This is a genomic window from Arthrobacter sp. PTI12 (genome assembly GCF_056679915.1).
The window spans coordinates 1,055,282-1,071,494 of record NZ_CM155256.1; the positions used below are offsets into that span (position 1 = coordinate 1,055,282).

Genomic DNA, 16,213 nt, shown 5'->3' on the forward strand with positions numbered 1-16,213 from the left:
AGAAAGCCGGGTCGGCCCGACGCGGTAGAGGAGTCCCGACCCGCGGGAAGAACTTCTCCGGTGAGAAGTGTTTAGGTTCGTGCTTCGGAGGGAACTGTGCCTGTATGAGAAGCGAGCCCAAAGCCGTTCTCCTCGACAGGGACGGCACCATCGTGGTTGATGTGCCGTACAACGGTGATCCCGAGCAGGTTGTCGCGATGCCCGGAGCGCAGGAAGCGCTGGACGGCCTTCGCGCCGCCGGAGTGCCGCTGGGTGTGCTCACCAACCAGTCCGGCATTGCCCGCGGTCTGCTGACAGCGGCTCAGGTGGACGCAGTCAACGAGCGCGTCGAAACCGTTCTTGGCCCGTTCGATCTCTGGGAACTGTGCCCTCACGGACCCGACGACGGCTGCACCTGCCGCAAGCCGGCACCCGGCATGATCCTGCGCGCCTGCGAAAGGCTGGGACTGCACCCTTCGGAAGTTGCCTTCATCGGAGACATCGGGTCGGACGTCGAGGCGGCCGCCGCCGCGGGAGCCACCGGCGTGCTGGTTCCCACGCCGGTCACCCGGCAGGAAGAAATCGACGCCGCACCGCTCGTTGCGGGCACCCTCGCCGAAGCGGTCACTCTCCTGCGGGGCAGCGCATGAGCGGCCGCACCCTCGTTGCCCGGCTGGACAGCGTGGGCGATGTTCTCCTGGCAGGGCCGGCGGTCCGGGCGGTCGCCGCGAGCCAGCCTGCCGGCGTCGTCATGGTGTGCGGTCCACAGGGTGCAGCGGGCGCACGGCTGCTCCCGGGAGTTTCCGACGTTCTTGTCTGGGACTGTCCCTGGATCACGGCGCCGGCGCCTGAGGTCACGCACGAGCACCTGAATGTCCTGCAGGAGGCTGTGACGGCGGCGGGCATCACGGAGGCCGTCATCCTGACCTCGTTCCATCAGTCGCCACTGCCGCTGGCGATGCTGCTGCGCCTGGCCGGTGTGCAGCGGATTACCGGTGCATCCGTCGACTACGCGGGCAGCCTCCTGGACGTCCGGCTGAAGCCCGGTGAGGACTTCCCCGAGGACCAGCCGGAGGCTGAGCGAGCGCTGCGGATTGCCGCTGCCGCAGGCCACCACCTGCCCGACGACGACGACGGCCGGCTTTCCGTGCGCGACGTCCCCGATGTGACCCACCTGGTGGGAAACGAACCTTATATTGTGCTGCACCCCGGCGCAGCTGTGCCCGCCCGCACCTGGCCGCCGCTGCACCATGCGGCGCTCGCGGAGCTGCTGACCGGCGCCGGCTACCGCGTGGTGGTCACCGGAGGAAACAGCGAGCGCGAACTGACGGCCACGGTGGCCGGCCCGGACGGCATTGACCTTGGCGGGCAGACTGACCTGTTGACCATGGCGGGCGTGCTGGCGGGAGCCGGGGCTGTCGTCGTCGGAAATACCGGTCCGGCTCATCTGGCTGCGGCCGTTGGCACCCCCGTGGTGAGCCTGTTCTCGCCGGTTGTGCCGGCCGTCCGGTGGGCTCCGTACCGGGTGCCGGTAGAGCTGCTGGGGGAGCAGAACGCACCCTGCAAGCTGACCCGGGCCCGCGACTGTCCGGTTCCCGGTCACCCCTGCCTCGCCAATGTCAGTCCCGAGGAAGCCTTCGCCGCGCTGATGCGGCTGCTCTCCGGCGTGCCGTCGCTGGCCAGCAGAAGAGAAACGAGGAACGTATGAAAATACTGCTGTGGCACGTTCACGGCGGCTGGACCGACGCCTTCGTGCGCGGCTCTCACGAGTACCTGCTGCCCACCACCCCCGAGGGAGGTGCATGGGGACTCGGCCGCGCCGGCCGCCACTGGCCCGGCTCCGTCCGGGAAGTGGCGCCGGAGGACCTGCGGGAAGCTGAGCCGGACATGGTGATCCTGCAGCGGCTCGAGGAGCTCGAGGCTGTCGAGCGGCTGCTCGGATGCCGGCCGGGCGTCGGCATTCCTGCGGTTTTCCTCGAACACAACACGCCCAAGGGCGACATCCCGACGACGCTGCACCCGCTGGCCGGGCAGAGTGAGATTCCGATTGTCCACGTCACCCATTTCAACAGGCTCTTCTGGGACAACGGGATGGCCCTCGCGGTGGTGGTGGAACACGGAATCGTGGACCCGGGACCGCTCTACACCGGAGAACTGGCGCGCGCCGCCGTCGTCGTGAACGAGCCGGTGCGGCGCGGACGGGTGACCGGTACTGACCTCCTTCCGCAGTTCAGCCGCGCGGCGCCCCTCGACGTTTTCGGCATGGGTACAGCAGAACTGCCCAACGCACTTGGCCTGGGAACCGATGAACTCACCGTCTGCGGGGACCTGCCGACGGCGGCGCTGCACGCAGAACTCGCGCGGCGCCGACTGTACGTCCACCCGTTGCGGTGGACGTCGCTCGGCCTGGCCTTGCTTGAGGCCATGCATCTCGGCATGCCTGTCATTGCGCTGGCTACCACCGAGGCGGCCCGTGCCGTTCCACCGGAGGCAGGGGCAATCTCCACCGACGTCGATGAGCTGTGTGCGGCGGTCCGGTTGCTTCTGGAGGACCCCTCCGAGGCCCACGCCCGCGGACAGGTTGCCCGCGAGGTAGCACTTGCTCGCTACGGACTGCCGGCGTTCCTGCAGGCATGGGACGACATTCTGGGCCAGACAGCGGAACGCACGCGCATTCCTGCAGCTTCTGAGAGGAGACCACAATGAGGATTTCCATGGTGTCGGAGCACGCGAGCCCGCTCGCAGCACTCGGCGGGGTGGACGCCGGCGGGCAGAACGTGCACGTTGCCGCGCTGTCCCTGGCGCTGGCGCGGCGGGGCCACACCATCACGGTGTACACGCGGAGGGACAGCGAGGACCTGCCCGAGAGGGTACAGGCCGGCGCTGGACTTGAAGTCGTCCATGTCGACGCCGGCCCGCCCGCCGCCATCTCCAAGGATGAGCTGCTGCCCTATATGGGAGCGCTTGCCGACGGCATTGCAGCGGACTGGGGAACACGTCCGCCGGACCTCGTGCACGGGCACTTCTGGATGTCCGGTCTTGCGGCCCTGGACGCGGCGCGGCGCGAGGACATGGGCTATGCCGTCCCCGTGGTGCAGACCTTCCACGCACTCGGGACGGTCAAACGGCGGCATCAGGGGAAGGAAGACACCAGCCCGATGGAACGCGCCTGGCTGGAACCCTCCGTGGGCCGCCAGGCCGATAGGGTTATCGCCACCTGCTCCGACGAGGTGTTCGAACTGAAAGCGATGGGCGTCGACGGCACCCGCGTATCGGTGGCGCCGTGCGGAGTGGACCTGACGCTGTTCGGTGCTGACGGCCCCGCCGCCGCCCGCCGGCGAACGCATCGCATCATGAGTGTCGGGCGGCTGGTGCCGCGCAAGGGCGTCGACCTGGCGATCCGCGCCTTGAGGACGCTGGCGGACCGCGGGATTCACGACGTCGAACTGGTCATTGCCGGCGGCGGAGGCGACGCCAAGCGCCTCGAAGAAGATCCGGAAGCCCAGCGGCTGCTGGCCCTCGCAACCCAGCTCGGCGTTGCGGACCAGGTGGTCCTCGAGGGCCAGGTGCCCCGCGAGCGGATGCCGGAGCTACTACGCAGTGCCGACGCGGTGATTTGCGCGCCCTGGTATGAGCCCTTCGGCATTGTCCCGCTCGAAGCGATGGCCTGCGGCGTCCCGGTGATCGCTGCAGCCGTCGGAGGGCTGATCGACACCGTGGTGGACGGCCAGACCGGGCTGCATGTGCCGCCGCGGGACGTGGGTGCGCTCGCCGAGGCCATCCGCCAGGTGATCGAGAACCCGGAGGCAGCACGGGAGCTTGGGCGGGCAGGGCTCGCCCGGGTCAACGCCCGCTATTCCTGGGACCGCATTGCCGCGGACACCGAAAAGGCCTACCAGCTCACCCTCAACCAGGCGAACGGGCATTCCCAGTCCGGCCGCCGGGGAGCGCAGCAGGGCAGCGCGGCAGCACTTGCACACAGTTCACGTCTACAAAGCACAGGAAGGAGCGCACGATGAGCGCCGAATACCTGGCCACAGTCCGTCCCGGACGCCGGCAGCCGCTGGTCGCCGTTCCGCCGCATCACGTTCCGGCGCCGGCTCCCGGATCCGGAGCTTTCGACGCCGTGGTGGGACATCTGCAGCAGGTGCTTCCCGCGGTGGAGTCGCTGATGGCTTCGGCTGCCCACCTCGCCGACTGGGGGGTGGACCTCGCCGAGCGGCTCATGGCCGGTCAGCGCCTGCTGGCGGCGGGGAACGGCGGATCGGCGGCGGAAGCGCAGCACCTCACCGCAGAGCTGGTAGGCAGGTTCGACGGTGACCGCGAACCGTTCTCGGCGATCTCCCTGCACGCAGATTCCTCCTCGGTCACCGCGATCGCCAATGATTACGGTTACGAGAACATGTTCGCGCGTCAGGTGCAGGGCCACGGCCGGGAGGGCGACGTCCTGATGCTCCTGAGCACCAGCGGAAACAGCCCGAATCTGCTGCGTGCCGCCGAAGCGGCCCGAAAGATCGGCGTCACGAGCTGGGCGCTCACCGGTCCCGCCCCCAACCCGCTTACTGCTGTGTGCGATGACTACGTAGCGGTGGAGGCGCGATCCGCGAACGCACAGGAGGGCCACCTCATCGCGCTCCACGCCATCTGCAGGGCGTTTGACTCGGAGGTAAGGCGCTGCCGGGCAGGGGAGGGATCATGAAGATCGTTGTCGTGGGCGATGTGCTCCTCGACGTCGACCTGTCGGGAGATGCCAGCCGCCTGAGCCCGGATGCTCCGGTGCCCGTGGTTGACGTCGCCGCCGCCCGCCGCCGCGCCGGCGGTGCAGGCCTGGTGGCCCGCATGCTCCACCAGGATGTGCAGGAGGGCCGGCAGGGAACAACAGTTGAACTCGTCACGGTCCTGTCCGACGACGACGCCGCGGCACACCTGCGCGCGGAGCTCACCGACATTCCCCTCGTCACCGGACCCTCCGGCGCCCCCACGCCGGTGAAAACGAGGATCCGGGCAGGCGGCCACGCCATCGTACGGTTCGATGAAGGGTGCGCGGAAGCACCGGTACCGCCGGTGACCGGTGGGATGCTGCGCGCAGTGGAAAGTGCCGACGTCGTACTGGTGTCCGATTACGGGCGCGGGCTGGCCGCCAATGTTGAGCTGCGGGAGCTGCTTGAGCGCGTTGCTGGCCGCATCCCGGTGGTGTGGGATCCGCACCCAGCAGGCCCGGATCCGGTTCCGGGAGTTGCCGCCGTGACGCCGAACCTCAGCGAAGCGCTCAAAGCGGCGGGCACGGGACAGGGCGGCAGGGCAGACACGGTGCGGGAAGCAGCTGACGCCGCAGCACTCCTGGTGCGGCGTTGGCAGAGCGAAGCGGTCATTGTGACGCTGGGTGAGCGCGGGGCGCTCCTCCACAGGCAAGGTGAGGGCGCTGAGCTGCCGCATCTGGTTCCTGCACCTGCCATCGGAGCTGCGGACCCGTGCGGAGCCGGCGACCGGTTCTGTTCAATGCTGGCGTTGGCCCTCGGCGCGGGAGCGGGTCTCGAGGACGCAGTGCAGGCCGCAGTCCAGCGGGCCGCGGAGTTCCTCAGCCGTGGCGGCGTCTCCGCTCTGGGCGAGGAGCCGGAGCCCACGCAGCTCCACGGCCCGGCTGTCGACGCACTCCGCGTTGCCCGCGAAACCCGGGAAGCCGGCGGCACGGTGGTGGCGACGGGCGGATGCTTCGACCTGCTGCATGCCGGACATGCCCGCACGCTGTCCGCGGCGCGGCGCCTGGGGGATTGCCTGATCGTCTGCCTGAATTCGGATGAGTCCGTCCGCCGGCTCAAGGGCAGCCAACGCCCGATCATGGGCGAGGACGACCGCGCGGAACTGCTCGGAGCCCTCGAGTGCGTCGACGCCGTCTTCGTCTTCGGCGAGGACACCCCCCAGGAGGCCCTCGCCGCCCTGCGCCCTGACATCTGGGTCAAGGGCGGCGACTACTCAGCAACGGAGCTGCCCGAATCAGCGCTCCTGCGCTCGTGGGGCGGGCAGACCGTCACTGTTCCCTATATACCTGCACGATCAACCACCTCCCTGGCCGCGGCACTCGCCGAGGTTGGGTAGCACCGTCAACGAACACAGAGAGGACCACATGTCTGTTCCTGAAAGCAACAGCACCTTCAATCCGGGCCGTGTACTGGTCACCGGCGGAGCATCCGGACTGGGAGCGGCGGTTGTAGCCCGCGTGCTCGACGCCGGCGGCACCCCCATCGTGCTGGACCGGGACATCAGCAGTGTCTCCGGGGTGAAAGCGCTGGAGGTCGACGTCGCAGACCGTGAAGCGGTGACCGGCGCCGTGCAGCAGGCGGGCGATACGCTCGGCGGACTGGACGCCGTCGTCACGGCTGCGGGCATAGATCGCTGCGGCCGGCTTGAGGACGTGGCGGCGGGAGAATGGGAGAAGGTGCTGGCGGTCAATCTCACAGGGACCGTGTCCACCGTCCGCGCCGCGTTGCCCTACCTGAAGACGAGCCACGGACGCGTGGTCACCATCGCCTCGACCCTGGGTATTCGAGCTGTCGCTGATGCGACCGCCTACTGCGCCTCGAAGTTCGCAGTGGTCGGTTTCAGCCATGCACTGGCGGCGGAAATGGCAGGCGAGGTGGGAGTCACCACCATGATTCCGGGCGGCATGGAGACCAAGTTCTTCGATGACCGGGACGAGAAGTACAAGCCGCAGGACAACTCACGGCTCAACAACCCGGCGCGCGTGGCGGACGCGATCCTGTTCGCACTGTCACAGCCGCGGGGCTGCGAGGTCCGGCAGATGCTTATCTGCCACGAAGAAGAGGGGTCGTGGCCGTAAGGTCCCGGACGTCGTCGTAAATGGCGTCGGGCTGGATCTGCTGGACAAACGAGTCATCATGCTCGCACCGTTCAGCGGTCCAGCCCACCTGCGTAACGTCCACGCCGCACACCGGGCAGTTGGTGGCCCAGGCGAGGTGCACGCGGTGCAGCACGCGCCCCATGGCGCCGGCGTTGATGACGTTGCCCACCCAGAAGATCCCGACTGTAGGCGTCCCGACCGCCTGGGCCAGGTGCCGTGGTCCGCTGTCATTACCGATAACAACGGTGGCTACTGACAGCACGCCGGTGAGCTCGCTGAGGGACAGTTGTCCGGCCAGGGACCGGATACCCGGGACTTCAGTTCCGGGTTGAACTCCTGCATGGTGACCATCTCTGTGGTGACCCCCTGCCAACCGGACAATCTCCGCTGCCAAGGGGGCGTCGCCGTCGTCGCCCACAATCACCACGTCACTGCCGTCGCGTGCAGCCCACGCCGCAACCGTGGCAAACGACGACGCCGGCCATCGCCTCCGAGGATCGGTGGCACCCGGATGGATCACCAGAAGCGGCCGTGTTCCGGCGCCCGTAATCCGTTGCCCGGCAGCCCTTTCTTCTTCCGTCACCACCAGTTGCGGTTCAAGGCATACCGGTGCGGCTCCCGCCAGGCCCACCACTTCAAGGGACCGCAGGAACTCGTTCTGGTAGTAGACATAGGGCGCGCTGCGTTCCAGCTGGACCGCGTCCGGCGTACGGGTTCCGACGGTATGCCGGGCGCCCAGTTTCAGGAGGAACGGGTTGGAGTTGCGGCCTCCGCCGTGAATCTGGACGGCAAGATCGAAGCTGCGGGCGCGCATCGTTGCGAAGAAGTCGGCGGTCGCCGTCCCGTCCTCAGGCCCGGGGCGGACTCCGGACGCGTAGGGAAGGACTTCCACCTCAGCGACCGGACCGGGCCTGTTCCGTAGGAGCTCTGCGTGCAGCGGAACTCCGAGCAGGGTGATTGACGCTTCCGGATACGCCGCGGAAAGGGCGCTGAGAGCGGGATAGGCAAACATCAGGTCACCCAAGCCCCCGCCCCGAAGGACGGCGATGCGCTCGACGTTGGGGAACGGGTCCAGGAGCGGGCCGACGCCCGAGCCCATTGCTGCGGATTGCCGGTTCGCTGCCAGGCTGTTGGTCATTGTCACCTCCGGGATTGGGTAGGACGGCTACTCGGTTTCGTCACCGTCGGTCAGGTCAGCGATCAGCGCCGTGGATGCGCAGTCGCGGATCCCGTTGATCCCGGACACAGCTGTGGGCTTGTCGCTGTACGGCTCGCTCGTCATCAGGGTTGCGCCGTCGTCTCCGGTCAGTCGGAACCGGTAACGCTTCGCATCATCGAAGTAGAGCTCGAACTTGCCTGCCATCTCAAACTCCCTTGCTACGCGGTGTCTGGCGTTTATTCATCGTAGATTATCAGCCTGCTTATCACGGGGAAGGCTGACAAGCATCGACAAGAGGAAAGTAGTAAGCATACTGTTGATTGATGGAGGGTGGTCCACCCCCGAATCCTCGAGCGGAAGGAGACTGGTCATGGCAAAGCAGAAGCTATGGGCGATCGCAGCTGCGGCGGGTATCAGCGCCGTGCTGCTGACCGGATGTGACGATCCGGGCGGAGGAGACTCGCCGGAAGAAGTTGAGGAAACCGAGTTCGACGACAACAACGGTATTGACGATGACCTTGAGGACGACTCGCGCGGTAGTGAAGAGCCCTCGGACGTAGCCACTGAACCTTCGGAGTGATAACCCATGACGCAGAGCAACTCTCCTCGGCATGAAGACCTTCCCCTGCCGGACTATGACCATCTCCCGCTGGGAACCCTGCCCACGCGCATCAATGGACTCGATGAGGAGGCTGTCTCCCAGCTCCTGGAGTATGAACGGGCACACGGAGACAGGCTTCCCATTGTGCAGGTCCTTGAGCACAGGCTGGACGCACTGCGCAACGGCGCGGTACCAAGCGGACCGGAAAATCCTGACACTCCGGAGAAGACCAGCAGCAGCAGTGGTTCGCCCGTGAGCCCGGAAACATCAGGCCCGCCGGTGAATCCGCCGTCGCAGGGAGTGCCCACCAACCCGGCCCAGCCGCGCTGATTCAAGGAGTTGATTCCATGACCGCTGATGCCAGCCCCGAACCGCTCAGCTCTAAACCGCTCAGCTCTGATCCTGTCGAGACACAGGAAGAGACCGTCGAAGCGGTGGCAGAGGACGTCCGCTCCGAAATCCGGCTCGGTCATGTGGAGGATGACGTGACCCATGTGCTCGAGGAAAGGCTGGACGAGGCCGGAGTGCACCTGCGGCCGGAGAAGGTCGATGATCTCGCCGAAGACATTGAGAATGACGTCTCCACCTAAGGCGCCCGGAGCGGGGCCGGCCACAGGACGGCGCGTCGCGTGAACACAGACAACAAGTACGACGTCGTCATTATCGGAGGCGGCGCGGCTGGCCTGAGTGCCGCCCTCCTTTTGGGGCGTGCGCGGCGGCGGGTCGCCGTCGTCGACTCCGGGAAACCCCGCAACCTGCGGGCGGAGCATATTCACGGCTATCTCACGCGCGATGGGGTTCCGCCCGCCAGGTTCCTTGAGCTGGCGCGCGAGGAGGTCCGAAGCTACGGTGTCGAGCTCACCGACGCCACGGCGGAGGAGATCTACCCCGATCGCAGGGTGTGCCTGGATGACGGCCGGATGCTGTCCGCCCGGCACATCATCCTCGCCTCCGGCCTACGGGATGTGCTGCCGGACGTCGAGGGCGCCGAGTCCCGGTGGGGCCGGGGCCTGTTCCAGTGCCCGTACTGCCATGGCTGGGAGTACCGGGACAGGAAGCTCGCAGTCCTGGGAACGGGCGGGTCCTCAGTCCAGCAGGCTCTGCTGGTTCGGCAGTTCTCGGATGACGTCACTCTCTTTACTCATGACATGGCAGAACCTGACGCTGAAACGGCTGCTGATCTGGCATCCTGCGGCGTGAGAGTTGTCCGGAGTTGCGTGCAGGCGCTGATCGGCGGACCCGAGTCCCTCACCGGCGTCCGGCTGGAAAACGGGGAGCTCCACGCGTGCGACGCCCTGTTTTATGAACCGGGCGCAACCGTTGACACCTCCATAATCAAGGTCCCGGACTGTCAAACTTCCGAGAACGGGTGTGTCACCACCGACGAACTGGGCCGCACCGGCGTTGAGGGAATCTGGGCAACCGGGAATGCTGCTGATCCGGCGGCCCAGGTCATCGTTGCCGCCGGCGACTCCTACCGGCTTGCAGTGGCGGTGAACGCAGCGCTGATTGAGGATGACGTAGCTCAGGCCCGGAGCTCACTTCCATAAAATAAGCGTACTTATTGCTTCCCCTTCCAGGGGGGCTGGGCTAGCGTCGGACTATCTGCTGGTTCACCGTCTGGAAGGAGTGGTCGCCATGGACATGGCCACCATCAACGCTTCGCTGGATAACATCATCGGGCGGGTGGAACGGGCTGAAGCCCTTGACCGCCCGGCCAACGCGCTCGCAAACCTGGTGGGTAAATGGTTGAAGCCCGGGCCCGTGAAGAATCTTCTCAGCGGCACCGGGACCGGGCATCCGGCGCACCCCATCCTGATCCTGCTCCCCCTGGGTTCGTGGGTGTCAGCCTTCTTCCTTGACCTGGCCGGTGGACCTGACGGCGGGAGTGCGACGGCGGCGCGCCGGCTGATTATCCTCGGAAACCTCACCGCCCTGCCGACGGCCCTGACCGGGCTCAGCGACTGGGCAGATACACAGGGAGCCGAGCGCCGGGTCGGCTTTGTCCACGCGGCCCTCAACATCACGGCTCTCGGGGTCTTCACCGCCAGCGCCGCTGCGCGCGCCACTCAGGCACGTGGTGCGGGCGTCCTGACGGCGGCGCTCGGCATGGGTCTCGTGTCAGCGTCCGGCTGGCTCGGCGGGCACCTCGCCTACGCGCGCGGCGTCGGCACCGACACCACGGCCTTCGAGGTTGCGCCGCCGGACTGGACCGACGTTGCCGCCCTCGAGGATGTCAGCGACAAGCCGGTATGCGTGGACGCCGGCGGAGTAGCTGTGCTGCTCGTCCGCCATGATGGTGAGCTGCGGGCCATCTCCGACCGCTGCACGCACCGCGGCGGGCCGCTCCACGAGGGAACGATCGTGGATGGCTGTGTGGAATGCCCATGGCACGGCAGCCGCTTCCGGTTGACGGACGGGCAGATCGACCGGGGCCCTGCAACCAGACCGCAGCGGGCTTTCGAGGTGCGCGCGCTGAACGGCAGGGTTGAGGTACGGCCGGTTGCCGATCCCGGCAGTCTCCGAACAGAGCCGGTGACCGGTAGTGCCGGACTGAATGGCGGCGGAAGCAGCTCCTGACAGCCCGCCTGATGCAAAGCGTTGTCAGAGGCTGTGTAAACCGGCGCCGGAATGGGTACTTCTCTGGCACGAAGCAACAGCTGCGAGACAAAGGAGCGCAATGACGAGCGAGTCCCAGACCATGACCCGCGGCAACGCCGCCGGCCAGGAGTCCGCCCTGACCATCTGGAACCCGCGGGACGGCAGCGAAGTGGGAACCCTCGAGAGCGCCGGGCGTGAGCAGGTTGCGCTCGCCGTCCAGCTCGCCAGGGCCGTCCATCCGGAGTGGGCCGCGACGGCGCCCGCCGAGCGGGCAGCCATGGTTCGAGCGGCAGCCGGTGCACTGCGCGAGGGGGCGGATCGGTTGGCAGACCTGAACAGCAGGGAGACCGGACGGCCACGCGAGGAGGCTCTTGCCGGCATCGAGGCTGGAGCTTCCACCCTTGAACAGTATGCCGAGCTGGGTCCGCTGCATCGAGGACACAGCCTCCGCGGGTCCGCACTCGCCTCTGACTACACGGTCACGGAGCCACGCGGGGTGGCGGTGCTGCTTACTCCCTGGAATGACCCGGTTGCCGTTGCTGCAGGACTGCTCGGCGCAGCGCTGGTCACCGGCAACACTGTCCTGCACAAGCCCAGCGAACGTTGCCCGCATGTGGGCCAGCTGCTCGGCGAGCTCCTGTCACCCTGTTTTCCTGCTGGTGTGTTGACCACCCTCACCGGAGGTCCCGACGTCGGATCGATGCTTACCTCGGAGGACGGCGTTGACGTCTACGCCCACGTTGGCTCCAGCGCTACGGGCGCCCGGATTGCTCGTGCTGCAGTGCTCACCGGCGCCCACGTGCTCCGAGAAAACGGCGGCAATGACCCGCTGCTGATTGACGACGACGTGGATCCGGCCTGGGCAGCGGAGCAAGCCGCTATCGGCGCCTTCAGCAATGCCGGACAGATTTGCACGGCCGTCGAGCGCATCTATGTTGTGGACGCGATTGCAGACGAGTTCCGTGCCGCGCTGATCACCGAAGCACGACGGCGCAACGAGTCCGGTACGTTCGCGCCGCTCGTTGACCGCCGCCTGCGCGATGCTGTTCACGCTCAGGTCCAGGCAGCAGTGGCTGAAGGAGCCAATCCGGCGGAGGGCGGGGTGATCCCGGACGGTCCCGGCGCCTACTACCCGGCGACTGTCCTGCTGAACTGCAGTGACCGGATGGACATCATGACGGAGGAGACCTTTGGCCCGGTGGCTCCTGTGGTGCGCGTGGGCAGCTTCGACGAGGGGCTCAAACTCGCCGCTGCGGGGAAGTACGGTCTGGCAGCGAATGTCCTGACCGCGAGCATCACCCACGCGCAGAAGGCAGTTGCTGCGTTACCAGCCGGAACGGTCAAGGTCAACGCAGTCTTCGGTGGCGCTCCGGGCGGTTCTGCACAGCCGCGCGGTGAGAGCGGCCAGGGCTTCGGCTATGGGCCGGAACTGCTCGACGAGTTCTGCAGGGTGAAGGTAGTGCACATCGAAGCGCCGGGAAAGTCCGCCGGATTATGACTACGCTGCCGGAGACCCGTGGCCTCACCGAGCGGGTGCCCATCGAGCTTGCCCGTGTGGCACCGGTCGTGACCGTGGTTGGCGACGTTATCCTGGACGGCTGGTGGACCGGGACCATTGAACGGTTTTGTCGGGAGGCTCCCGCACCCGTCGTCGACGTGCAGCGCAGGGATCACGCTCCAGGCGGCGCAGCGAACACAGCCATGAACCTTGCTGCTCTCGGCGCCAGCGTGCGTCTGGTTGGCCTGGTCGGAACCGACGACGCCGGAGCCCGCCTGCGCGCGCTGCTGGATGACGCCGGGGTGGACACCTCCGGACTGATCGCCGCGCTCGGCGTTCGCACAACCACCAAGAACCGCATCATCGGCGGCGACCAGGTGATGCTGCGCCTTGACGATCAGGACGGCGAGCCGCCCGAGGATACCGTGGCCGCGCTGGCAGCGGCGGTTCCTGCCGCACTGCACGGGAGTGCCGCCGTCGTCGTCTGTGATTATGGCACCGGAGCGCTGGGCGCGGCCGTGCGGCAAGCGCTGCGGGAGCACATTGGCGGGGCGCTCGCCGTGGTGGATGCGCATGACCCGCGGCCCTGGTCAGACTTGTCGCCGGCCATCGTTACGCCGAACGCCCAGGAGGCGGCGCGGCTGTTGGGCACCGCTTTCCCGCCCACCGCTGCGGAAGAACGGGTCGCGCTGGTGACCGAACGCCGTGAGGAGCTCTTCGCAGCGACGGGTGCGGGCGCCGTCGTCGTGACGCTGGATCGGGACGGAACGGTGCTGCTCTCTGCGGAGGGTCAGGCGCATCGGACGTGGGCTAGGCCCGCCTCGGAGAAACAGGCGTCCGGGGCCGGAGATACGTTCGTTGCCTGCCTGACGGCCGGGCGTGCCGCGGGAATGCCGATGAGCGCTGCGCTCGATCTGGCGCAGGCTGCGGCGGACGTTGTGGTGGGCCGGGCTGGAACATCGGTGTGTTCCACTGCTGATCTTGCGCAGTACCTGGGTGATCTGTCCTCGACAACCCTGCCGCTGGATGAACTGCTGCAGCGGGTGGAGTCAGAGCGGGAGCAAGGCCGGCGGATTGTACTGACGAATGGGTGCTTCGACGTTCTCCACCGGGGCCATACCCGCTATCTGACGCAGGCCAAGCAGTTGGGCGACGTGCTGGTTGTGGCCCTCAACGGTGATGACTCCGTGCGTCGCCTGAAGGGACCGGACCGGCCTATCAATTCGCTCGCCGACCGGGCGGGGGTCATTGCGGCGCTCAGCTGTGTCGACTATGTAACGGCCTTTGACACCGACACGCCGGTGCCGCTCATTGAGGCGCTACGGCCGGATATCTACGCGAAGGGCGGGGACTATTCGTCCCAGATGCTGGAAGAGGCACCGGTCGTGGAGCGCTGCGGGGGAGTGGTCCGGATTCTCGATTACGTTCCCGAGCGTTCGACGACGGCGATGGTCGAGAAGATCCGCACCACTCCCACTGCTGCACCATGAGCCGCCGCTGGTCAGGGGAGTGGGGACGGCCGGCTCCTTCCCAAGAGCCCGCGCTGGACGTGCTGATCCCCTCCTACGGCCGCGCGGCAGAGTTGGCTGTCACGCTCTCGGGCCTGGCGGCACAGGACGGCCCCGTTTTCTCGGTCATTTTGAGTGACCAGACCGACGGGGAACCGGTGTGGGAGGAACCCGCGGTGGCCGCAATGGTGCGGGTTCTTCGCGCGCAGGGGCGGCCGGTCACTCTCGAGCGGAATCTGCCTCGACGCGGAGTGGCGCAGCAGCGGCATATCCTGCTGGAGCGTTCGCGTGCGGCCCAGGTGCTGTTTCTGGATAACGACGTCTGGCTCGAACCCGGAATGATTGCCCGCATGCACGCCGCCCTGAATGAAGCCGGCTGCGGGTTCGTGGGCGCTGCGGTGCAGGGGCTGTCCTTCCTCGACGACTATCGGGAGCATGAGCTTGAACCGCTTGAGCTGTGGGAACGCGCTGTTCGCCCTGAGCGGGTTCGGCGGGATGACCCGTCTTTCGGCCGGTGGGCGCTGCACAACGCCGCCAACCTCACCCACACCGCGGCTGAGCTTCACCTCGCGCCGGAGGACTGGCGGCTGTACAAGGTGGCCTGGGTCGGAGGATGCGTCCTCTTCAACCGGGAAGCACTGGTGGAGTGTGGCGGGTTCGAATTCTGGGACCAGCTGCCGGCTGACCATGCAGGCGAGGATGTTGCCGCTCAGTGGCGCGTGATGGAACGGTACGGCGGCGCCGGAATCCTGCCGTCGGGGGCAGTGCATCTGGAGTCGCCCACTACCGTCCCGCACCGCGAAACGGATGCGGCCGACGTCGTGCTTGGTGTTGATGGGGTTTAGGTCGAGCGAATTCCGGACCGAACGCTGCTGTGTTTGAATTGCGGGATGCTTGCCACGGGGGAAATTGTGTCGCCGCCGAAGCTCACCAAGGGTGACCGTGTTGCGGTGTTGTCGCCCTCGTTCGCGGCGCCTGGCTTCGCGCCGGCCATTCATGAGCAGGCAATGAGCCGCCTGACCGCTGTAACTGGGCTCATTCCCGTGGAGTTCCCCACTACTCGTGCGCTCGGGGCGACAGCGGAAGCTCGCGCTGCTGACCTCAACGCGGCATTCGCGGATACCAGTATTCGTGCCATTCTGTCGACGATCGGTGGCGACGACCAGATCACCGTCATACCACTGCTGGATCCGGCGGCGGTTCGTGCCGATCCGAAGATCTTCCTTGGGTACAGCGACAATACGAACCTGCTCAATTGGTTGTGGCAGCAGGGCGTGGCAGGTTTCTACGGCGGGTCAACTCAGGTTCACCTCGGACCGGGACCTCAGATTGACGGCGTCCATCGTGCCTCCCTCAAAGCTGCGTTGATGACGGGCGAAGAGTTGGAAATCGTCGAGCCCGGTGAATCAGAAGACTTTGGACTTGATTGGCAAGACCCTGATGCGCTTGTCGAGTTCGGAGAGCGGGAGCCCACCGAAGCGTGGACCTGGGCTGGACCCGAACGCAAGGTGTCCCGGCGGACCTGGGGAGGTTGTCTGGAGGTCATCGATCAGCTCGCCCTGGCAGATCGTCTACCGCGGGCCGCGGATCTCCGCGGGTCAATATTGTTGCTGGAGACCAGCGAGCTGATTCCTCCTGCTGATTGGGTAAAACGTTGGATTCGGGCACTGGGTGAACGCGGCATCCTCGAAGCAGTAGAAGGGGTTCTGCTTGCGCGGCCTCCCACCAGCGACTTCGGAGCCCGCCCTGAGCGGCGGGAACGCGCCGGCCTACGGGCAGCCCAGTACGGTGCTGTCATCGAGCAGGTGACTTCATACAACCCTCGCGCCGTAGTCTGCGCTGGTGTGCCCTTCGGGCATACGCGGCCACAATGGATCCTGCCTTATGGCGGACGGATCACGATGAACGGAACCGCCCGCACAATAAGCGCCCTCTATAAGTAGGAGTCAGATCGATTTGGTAGGTAGGTTTTGAGGACAGGGCCGGCGTAGGCCTCTCCCCGGGCCGC

The 16,213-nt window shown here is 66.8% G+C and carries 18 protein-coding genes; 16 read left to right on the forward strand and 2 right to left on the reverse strand.

Annotated elements, in window-relative coordinates; all coding sequences use genetic code 11:
- Window positions 1-104 precede the first annotated feature (104 nt).
- The 7 genes from AC1MBU_RS05245 to AC1MBU_RS05275 are packed head-to-tail and all read left to right on the forward strand — an operon-like array spanning window position 105 to window position 6,817.
- Window positions 105-629: a D-glycero-alpha-D-manno-heptose-1,7-bisphosphate 7-phosphatase gene (locus AC1MBU_RS05245; RefSeq protein ID WP_471672913.1), complete on the forward strand. Its 525-nt coding sequence runs from the start codon at window positions 105-107 to the stop codon at window positions 627-629.
- The gene (locus tag AC1MBU_RS05250; RefSeq protein ID WP_479789094.1) at window positions 626-1,687 is read left to right on the forward strand and encodes a glycosyltransferase family 9 protein; all 1,062 of its coding nucleotides are present in this window, start codon (window positions 626-628) and stop codon (window positions 1,685-1,687) included. The genes AC1MBU_RS05245 and AC1MBU_RS05250 overlap by 4 nt, the downstream gene beginning before the upstream one ends.
- Window positions 1,684-2,685 (forward strand): glycosyltransferase, encoded by a 1,002-nt coding sequence (locus AC1MBU_RS05255; RefSeq protein ID WP_479789095.1) that lies wholly within the window; start codon window positions 1,684-1,686, stop codon window positions 2,683-2,685. The genes AC1MBU_RS05250 and AC1MBU_RS05255 overlap by 4 nt, the downstream gene beginning before the upstream one ends.
- Entirely contained in the window at window positions 2,682-3,998 is a 1,317-nt protein-coding gene (locus AC1MBU_RS05260) for a glycosyltransferase (protein WP_479789098.1), read from the forward strand. The genes AC1MBU_RS05255 and AC1MBU_RS05260 overlap by 4 nt, the downstream gene beginning before the upstream one ends.
- Entirely contained in the window at window positions 3,995-4,678 is a 684-nt protein-coding gene (locus AC1MBU_RS05265; RefSeq protein WP_471672917.1) for a D-sedoheptulose-7-phosphate isomerase, read from the forward strand. The genes AC1MBU_RS05260 and AC1MBU_RS05265 overlap by 4 nt, the downstream gene beginning before the upstream one ends.
- Window positions 4,675-6,075, forward strand: coding sequence for a PfkB family carbohydrate kinase (locus tag AC1MBU_RS05270; RefSeq protein ID WP_479789101.1), 1,401 nt, complete (start codon window positions 4,675-4,677; stop codon window positions 6,073-6,075). Before AC1MBU_RS05265 ends, AC1MBU_RS05270 begins: the two co-directional genes overlap by 4 nt.
- 28 nt (window positions 6,076-6,103) lie before the next feature.
- Entirely contained in the window at window positions 6,104-6,817 is a 714-nt protein-coding gene (locus AC1MBU_RS05275) for an SDR family oxidoreductase (protein WP_479789103.1), read from the forward strand.
- Here the strand turns inward: AC1MBU_RS05275 and AC1MBU_RS05280 are convergent.
- Together AC1MBU_RS05280 and AC1MBU_RS05285 are read right to left on the reverse strand one after the other, a co-directional pair.
- Window positions 6,783-7,976: a glycosyltransferase family 9 protein gene (locus AC1MBU_RS05280; protein ID WP_479789105.1), complete on the reverse strand. Its 1,194-nt coding sequence runs from the start codon at window positions 7,974-7,976 to the stop codon at window positions 6,783-6,785. The genes AC1MBU_RS05275 and AC1MBU_RS05280 overlap by 35 nt on opposite strands.
- 27 nt (window positions 7,977-8,003) lie before the next feature.
- Entirely contained in the window at window positions 8,004-8,201 is a 198-nt protein-coding gene (locus AC1MBU_RS05285) for a YegP family protein (RefSeq protein ID WP_277359877.1), read from the reverse strand.
- Window positions 8,202-8,367: 166 nt separating this feature from the next.
- Here AC1MBU_RS05285 and AC1MBU_RS05290 point away from each other — a divergent pair, with 166 nt between their 5' ends.
- The 9 genes from AC1MBU_RS05290 to AC1MBU_RS05330 all read left to right on the forward strand — a co-directional run bounded on the left by AC1MBU_RS05290 (window position 8,368) and on the right by AC1MBU_RS05330 (window position 16,148).
- The gene (locus AC1MBU_RS05290; RefSeq protein WP_277359876.1) at window positions 8,368-8,577 is read left to right on the forward strand and encodes a hypothetical protein; all 210 of its coding nucleotides are present in this window, start codon (window positions 8,368-8,370) and stop codon (window positions 8,575-8,577) included.
- Window positions 8,578-8,583: 6 nt separating this feature from the next.
- On the forward strand, window positions 8,584-8,928 hold the full coding sequence (locus tag AC1MBU_RS05295; RefSeq protein ID WP_471672921.1) for a DUF8129 domain-containing protein: 345 nt from the start codon (window positions 8,584-8,586) through the stop codon (window positions 8,926-8,928).
- Window positions 8,929-8,945: 17 nt separating this feature from the next.
- Complete coding sequence (locus AC1MBU_RS05300) at window positions 8,946-9,188, forward strand: hypothetical protein (protein ID WP_471672922.1); 243 nt, start codon at window positions 8,946-8,948, stop codon at window positions 9,186-9,188.
- Window positions 9,189-9,227: 39 nt separating this feature from the next.
- The gene (locus AC1MBU_RS05305; RefSeq protein WP_479789108.1) at window positions 9,228-10,148 is read left to right on the forward strand and encodes an NAD(P)/FAD-dependent oxidoreductase; all 921 of its coding nucleotides are present in this window, start codon (window positions 9,228-9,230) and stop codon (window positions 10,146-10,148) included.
- Between the two features lie 88 nt (window positions 10,149-10,236).
- Entirely contained in the window at window positions 10,237-11,178 is a 942-nt protein-coding gene (locus AC1MBU_RS05310; protein ID WP_479789110.1) for a Rieske (2Fe-2S) protein, read from the forward strand.
- 100 nt (window positions 11,179-11,278) lie between these two features.
- The gene (locus AC1MBU_RS05315) at window positions 11,279-12,697 is read left to right on the forward strand and encodes an aldehyde dehydrogenase family protein (RefSeq protein WP_479789112.1); all 1,419 of its coding nucleotides are present in this window, start codon (window positions 11,279-11,281) and stop codon (window positions 12,695-12,697) included.
- On the forward strand, window positions 12,694-14,187 hold the full coding sequence (gene rfaE2 / locus AC1MBU_RS05320) for a D-glycero-beta-D-manno-heptose 1-phosphate adenylyltransferase (RefSeq protein ID WP_479789116.1): 1,494 nt from the start codon (window positions 12,694-12,696) through the stop codon (window positions 14,185-14,187). Before AC1MBU_RS05315 ends, rfaE2 begins: the two co-directional genes overlap by 4 nt.
- A complete protein-coding gene (locus AC1MBU_RS05325) occupies window positions 14,184-15,050 on the forward strand; it encodes a glycosyltransferase (RefSeq protein WP_479789117.1) in 867 nt (288 codons plus the stop codon). Before rfaE2 ends, AC1MBU_RS05325 begins: the two co-directional genes overlap by 4 nt.
- Before the next feature lie 45 nt (window positions 15,051-15,095).
- Window positions 15,096-16,148 (forward strand): S66 family peptidase, encoded by a 1,053-nt coding sequence (locus tag AC1MBU_RS05330; RefSeq protein WP_479789120.1) that lies wholly within the window; start codon window positions 15,096-15,098, stop codon window positions 16,146-16,148.
- Window positions 16,149-16,213: the final 65 nt, after the last annotated feature.

Excerpts from the sequence above, each read along its gene's own strand:
- AC1MBU_RS05255 (WP_479789095.1), top strand. The coding sequence starts at position 1,684 with ATGAAAATACTGCTGTGGCACGTTCACGGCGGCTGGACCGACGCCTTC.
- AC1MBU_RS05260 (WP_479789098.1), top strand. The coding sequence starts at position 2,682 with ATGAGGATTTCCATGGTGTCGGAGCACGCGAGCCCGCTCGCAGCACTC.
- AC1MBU_RS05290 (WP_277359876.1), top strand. The coding sequence starts at position 8,368 with ATGGCAAAGCAGAAGCTATGGGCGATCGCAGCTGCGGCGGGTATCAGC.
- AC1MBU_RS05285 (WP_277359877.1), bottom strand. The coding sequence starts at position 8,201 with ATGGCAGGCAAGTTCGAGCTCTACTTCGATGATGCGAAGCGTTACCGG.
- AC1MBU_RS05295 (WP_471672921.1), top strand. The coding sequence starts at position 8,584 with ATGACGCAGAGCAACTCTCCTCGGCATGAAGACCTTCCCCTGCCGGAC.
- AC1MBU_RS05280 (WP_479789105.1), bottom strand. The coding sequence starts at position 7,976 with ATGACCAACAGCCTGGCAGCGAACCGGCAATCCGCAGCAATGGGCTCG.
- AC1MBU_RS05325 (WP_479789117.1), top strand. The coding sequence starts at position 14,184 with ATGAGCCGCCGCTGGTCAGGGGAGTGGGGACGGCCGGCTCCTTCCCAA.
- rfaE2 (WP_479789116.1), top strand. The coding sequence starts at position 12,694 with ATGACTACGCTGCCGGAGACCCGTGGCCTCACCGAGCGGGTGCCCATC.
- AC1MBU_RS05300 (WP_471672922.1), top strand. The coding sequence starts at position 8,946 with ATGACCGCTGATGCCAGCCCCGAACCGCTCAGCTCTAAACCGCTCAGC.
- AC1MBU_RS05310 (WP_479789110.1), top strand. The coding sequence starts at position 10,237 with ATGGACATGGCCACCATCAACGCTTCGCTGGATAACATCATCGGGCGG.
- AC1MBU_RS05245 (WP_471672913.1), top strand. The coding sequence starts at position 105 with ATGAGAAGCGAGCCCAAAGCCGTTCTCCTCGACAGGGACGGCACCATC.
- AC1MBU_RS05315 (WP_479789112.1), top strand. The coding sequence starts at position 11,279 with ATGACGAGCGAGTCCCAGACCATGACCCGCGGCAACGCCGCCGGCCAG.
- AC1MBU_RS05250 (WP_479789094.1), top strand. The coding sequence starts at position 626 with ATGAGCGGCCGCACCCTCGTTGCCCGGCTGGACAGCGTGGGCGATGTT.
- AC1MBU_RS05270 (WP_479789101.1), top strand. The coding sequence starts at position 4,675 with ATGAAGATCGTTGTCGTGGGCGATGTGCTCCTCGACGTCGACCTGTCG.
- AC1MBU_RS05275 (WP_479789103.1), top strand. The coding sequence starts at position 6,104 with ATGTCTGTTCCTGAAAGCAACAGCACCTTCAATCCGGGCCGTGTACTG.
- AC1MBU_RS05330 (WP_479789120.1), top strand. The coding sequence starts at position 15,096 with ATGCTTGCCACGGGGGAAATTGTGTCGCCGCCGAAGCTCACCAAGGGT.
- AC1MBU_RS05265 (WP_471672917.1), top strand. The coding sequence starts at position 3,995 with ATGAGCGCCGAATACCTGGCCACAGTCCGTCCCGGACGCCGGCAGCCG.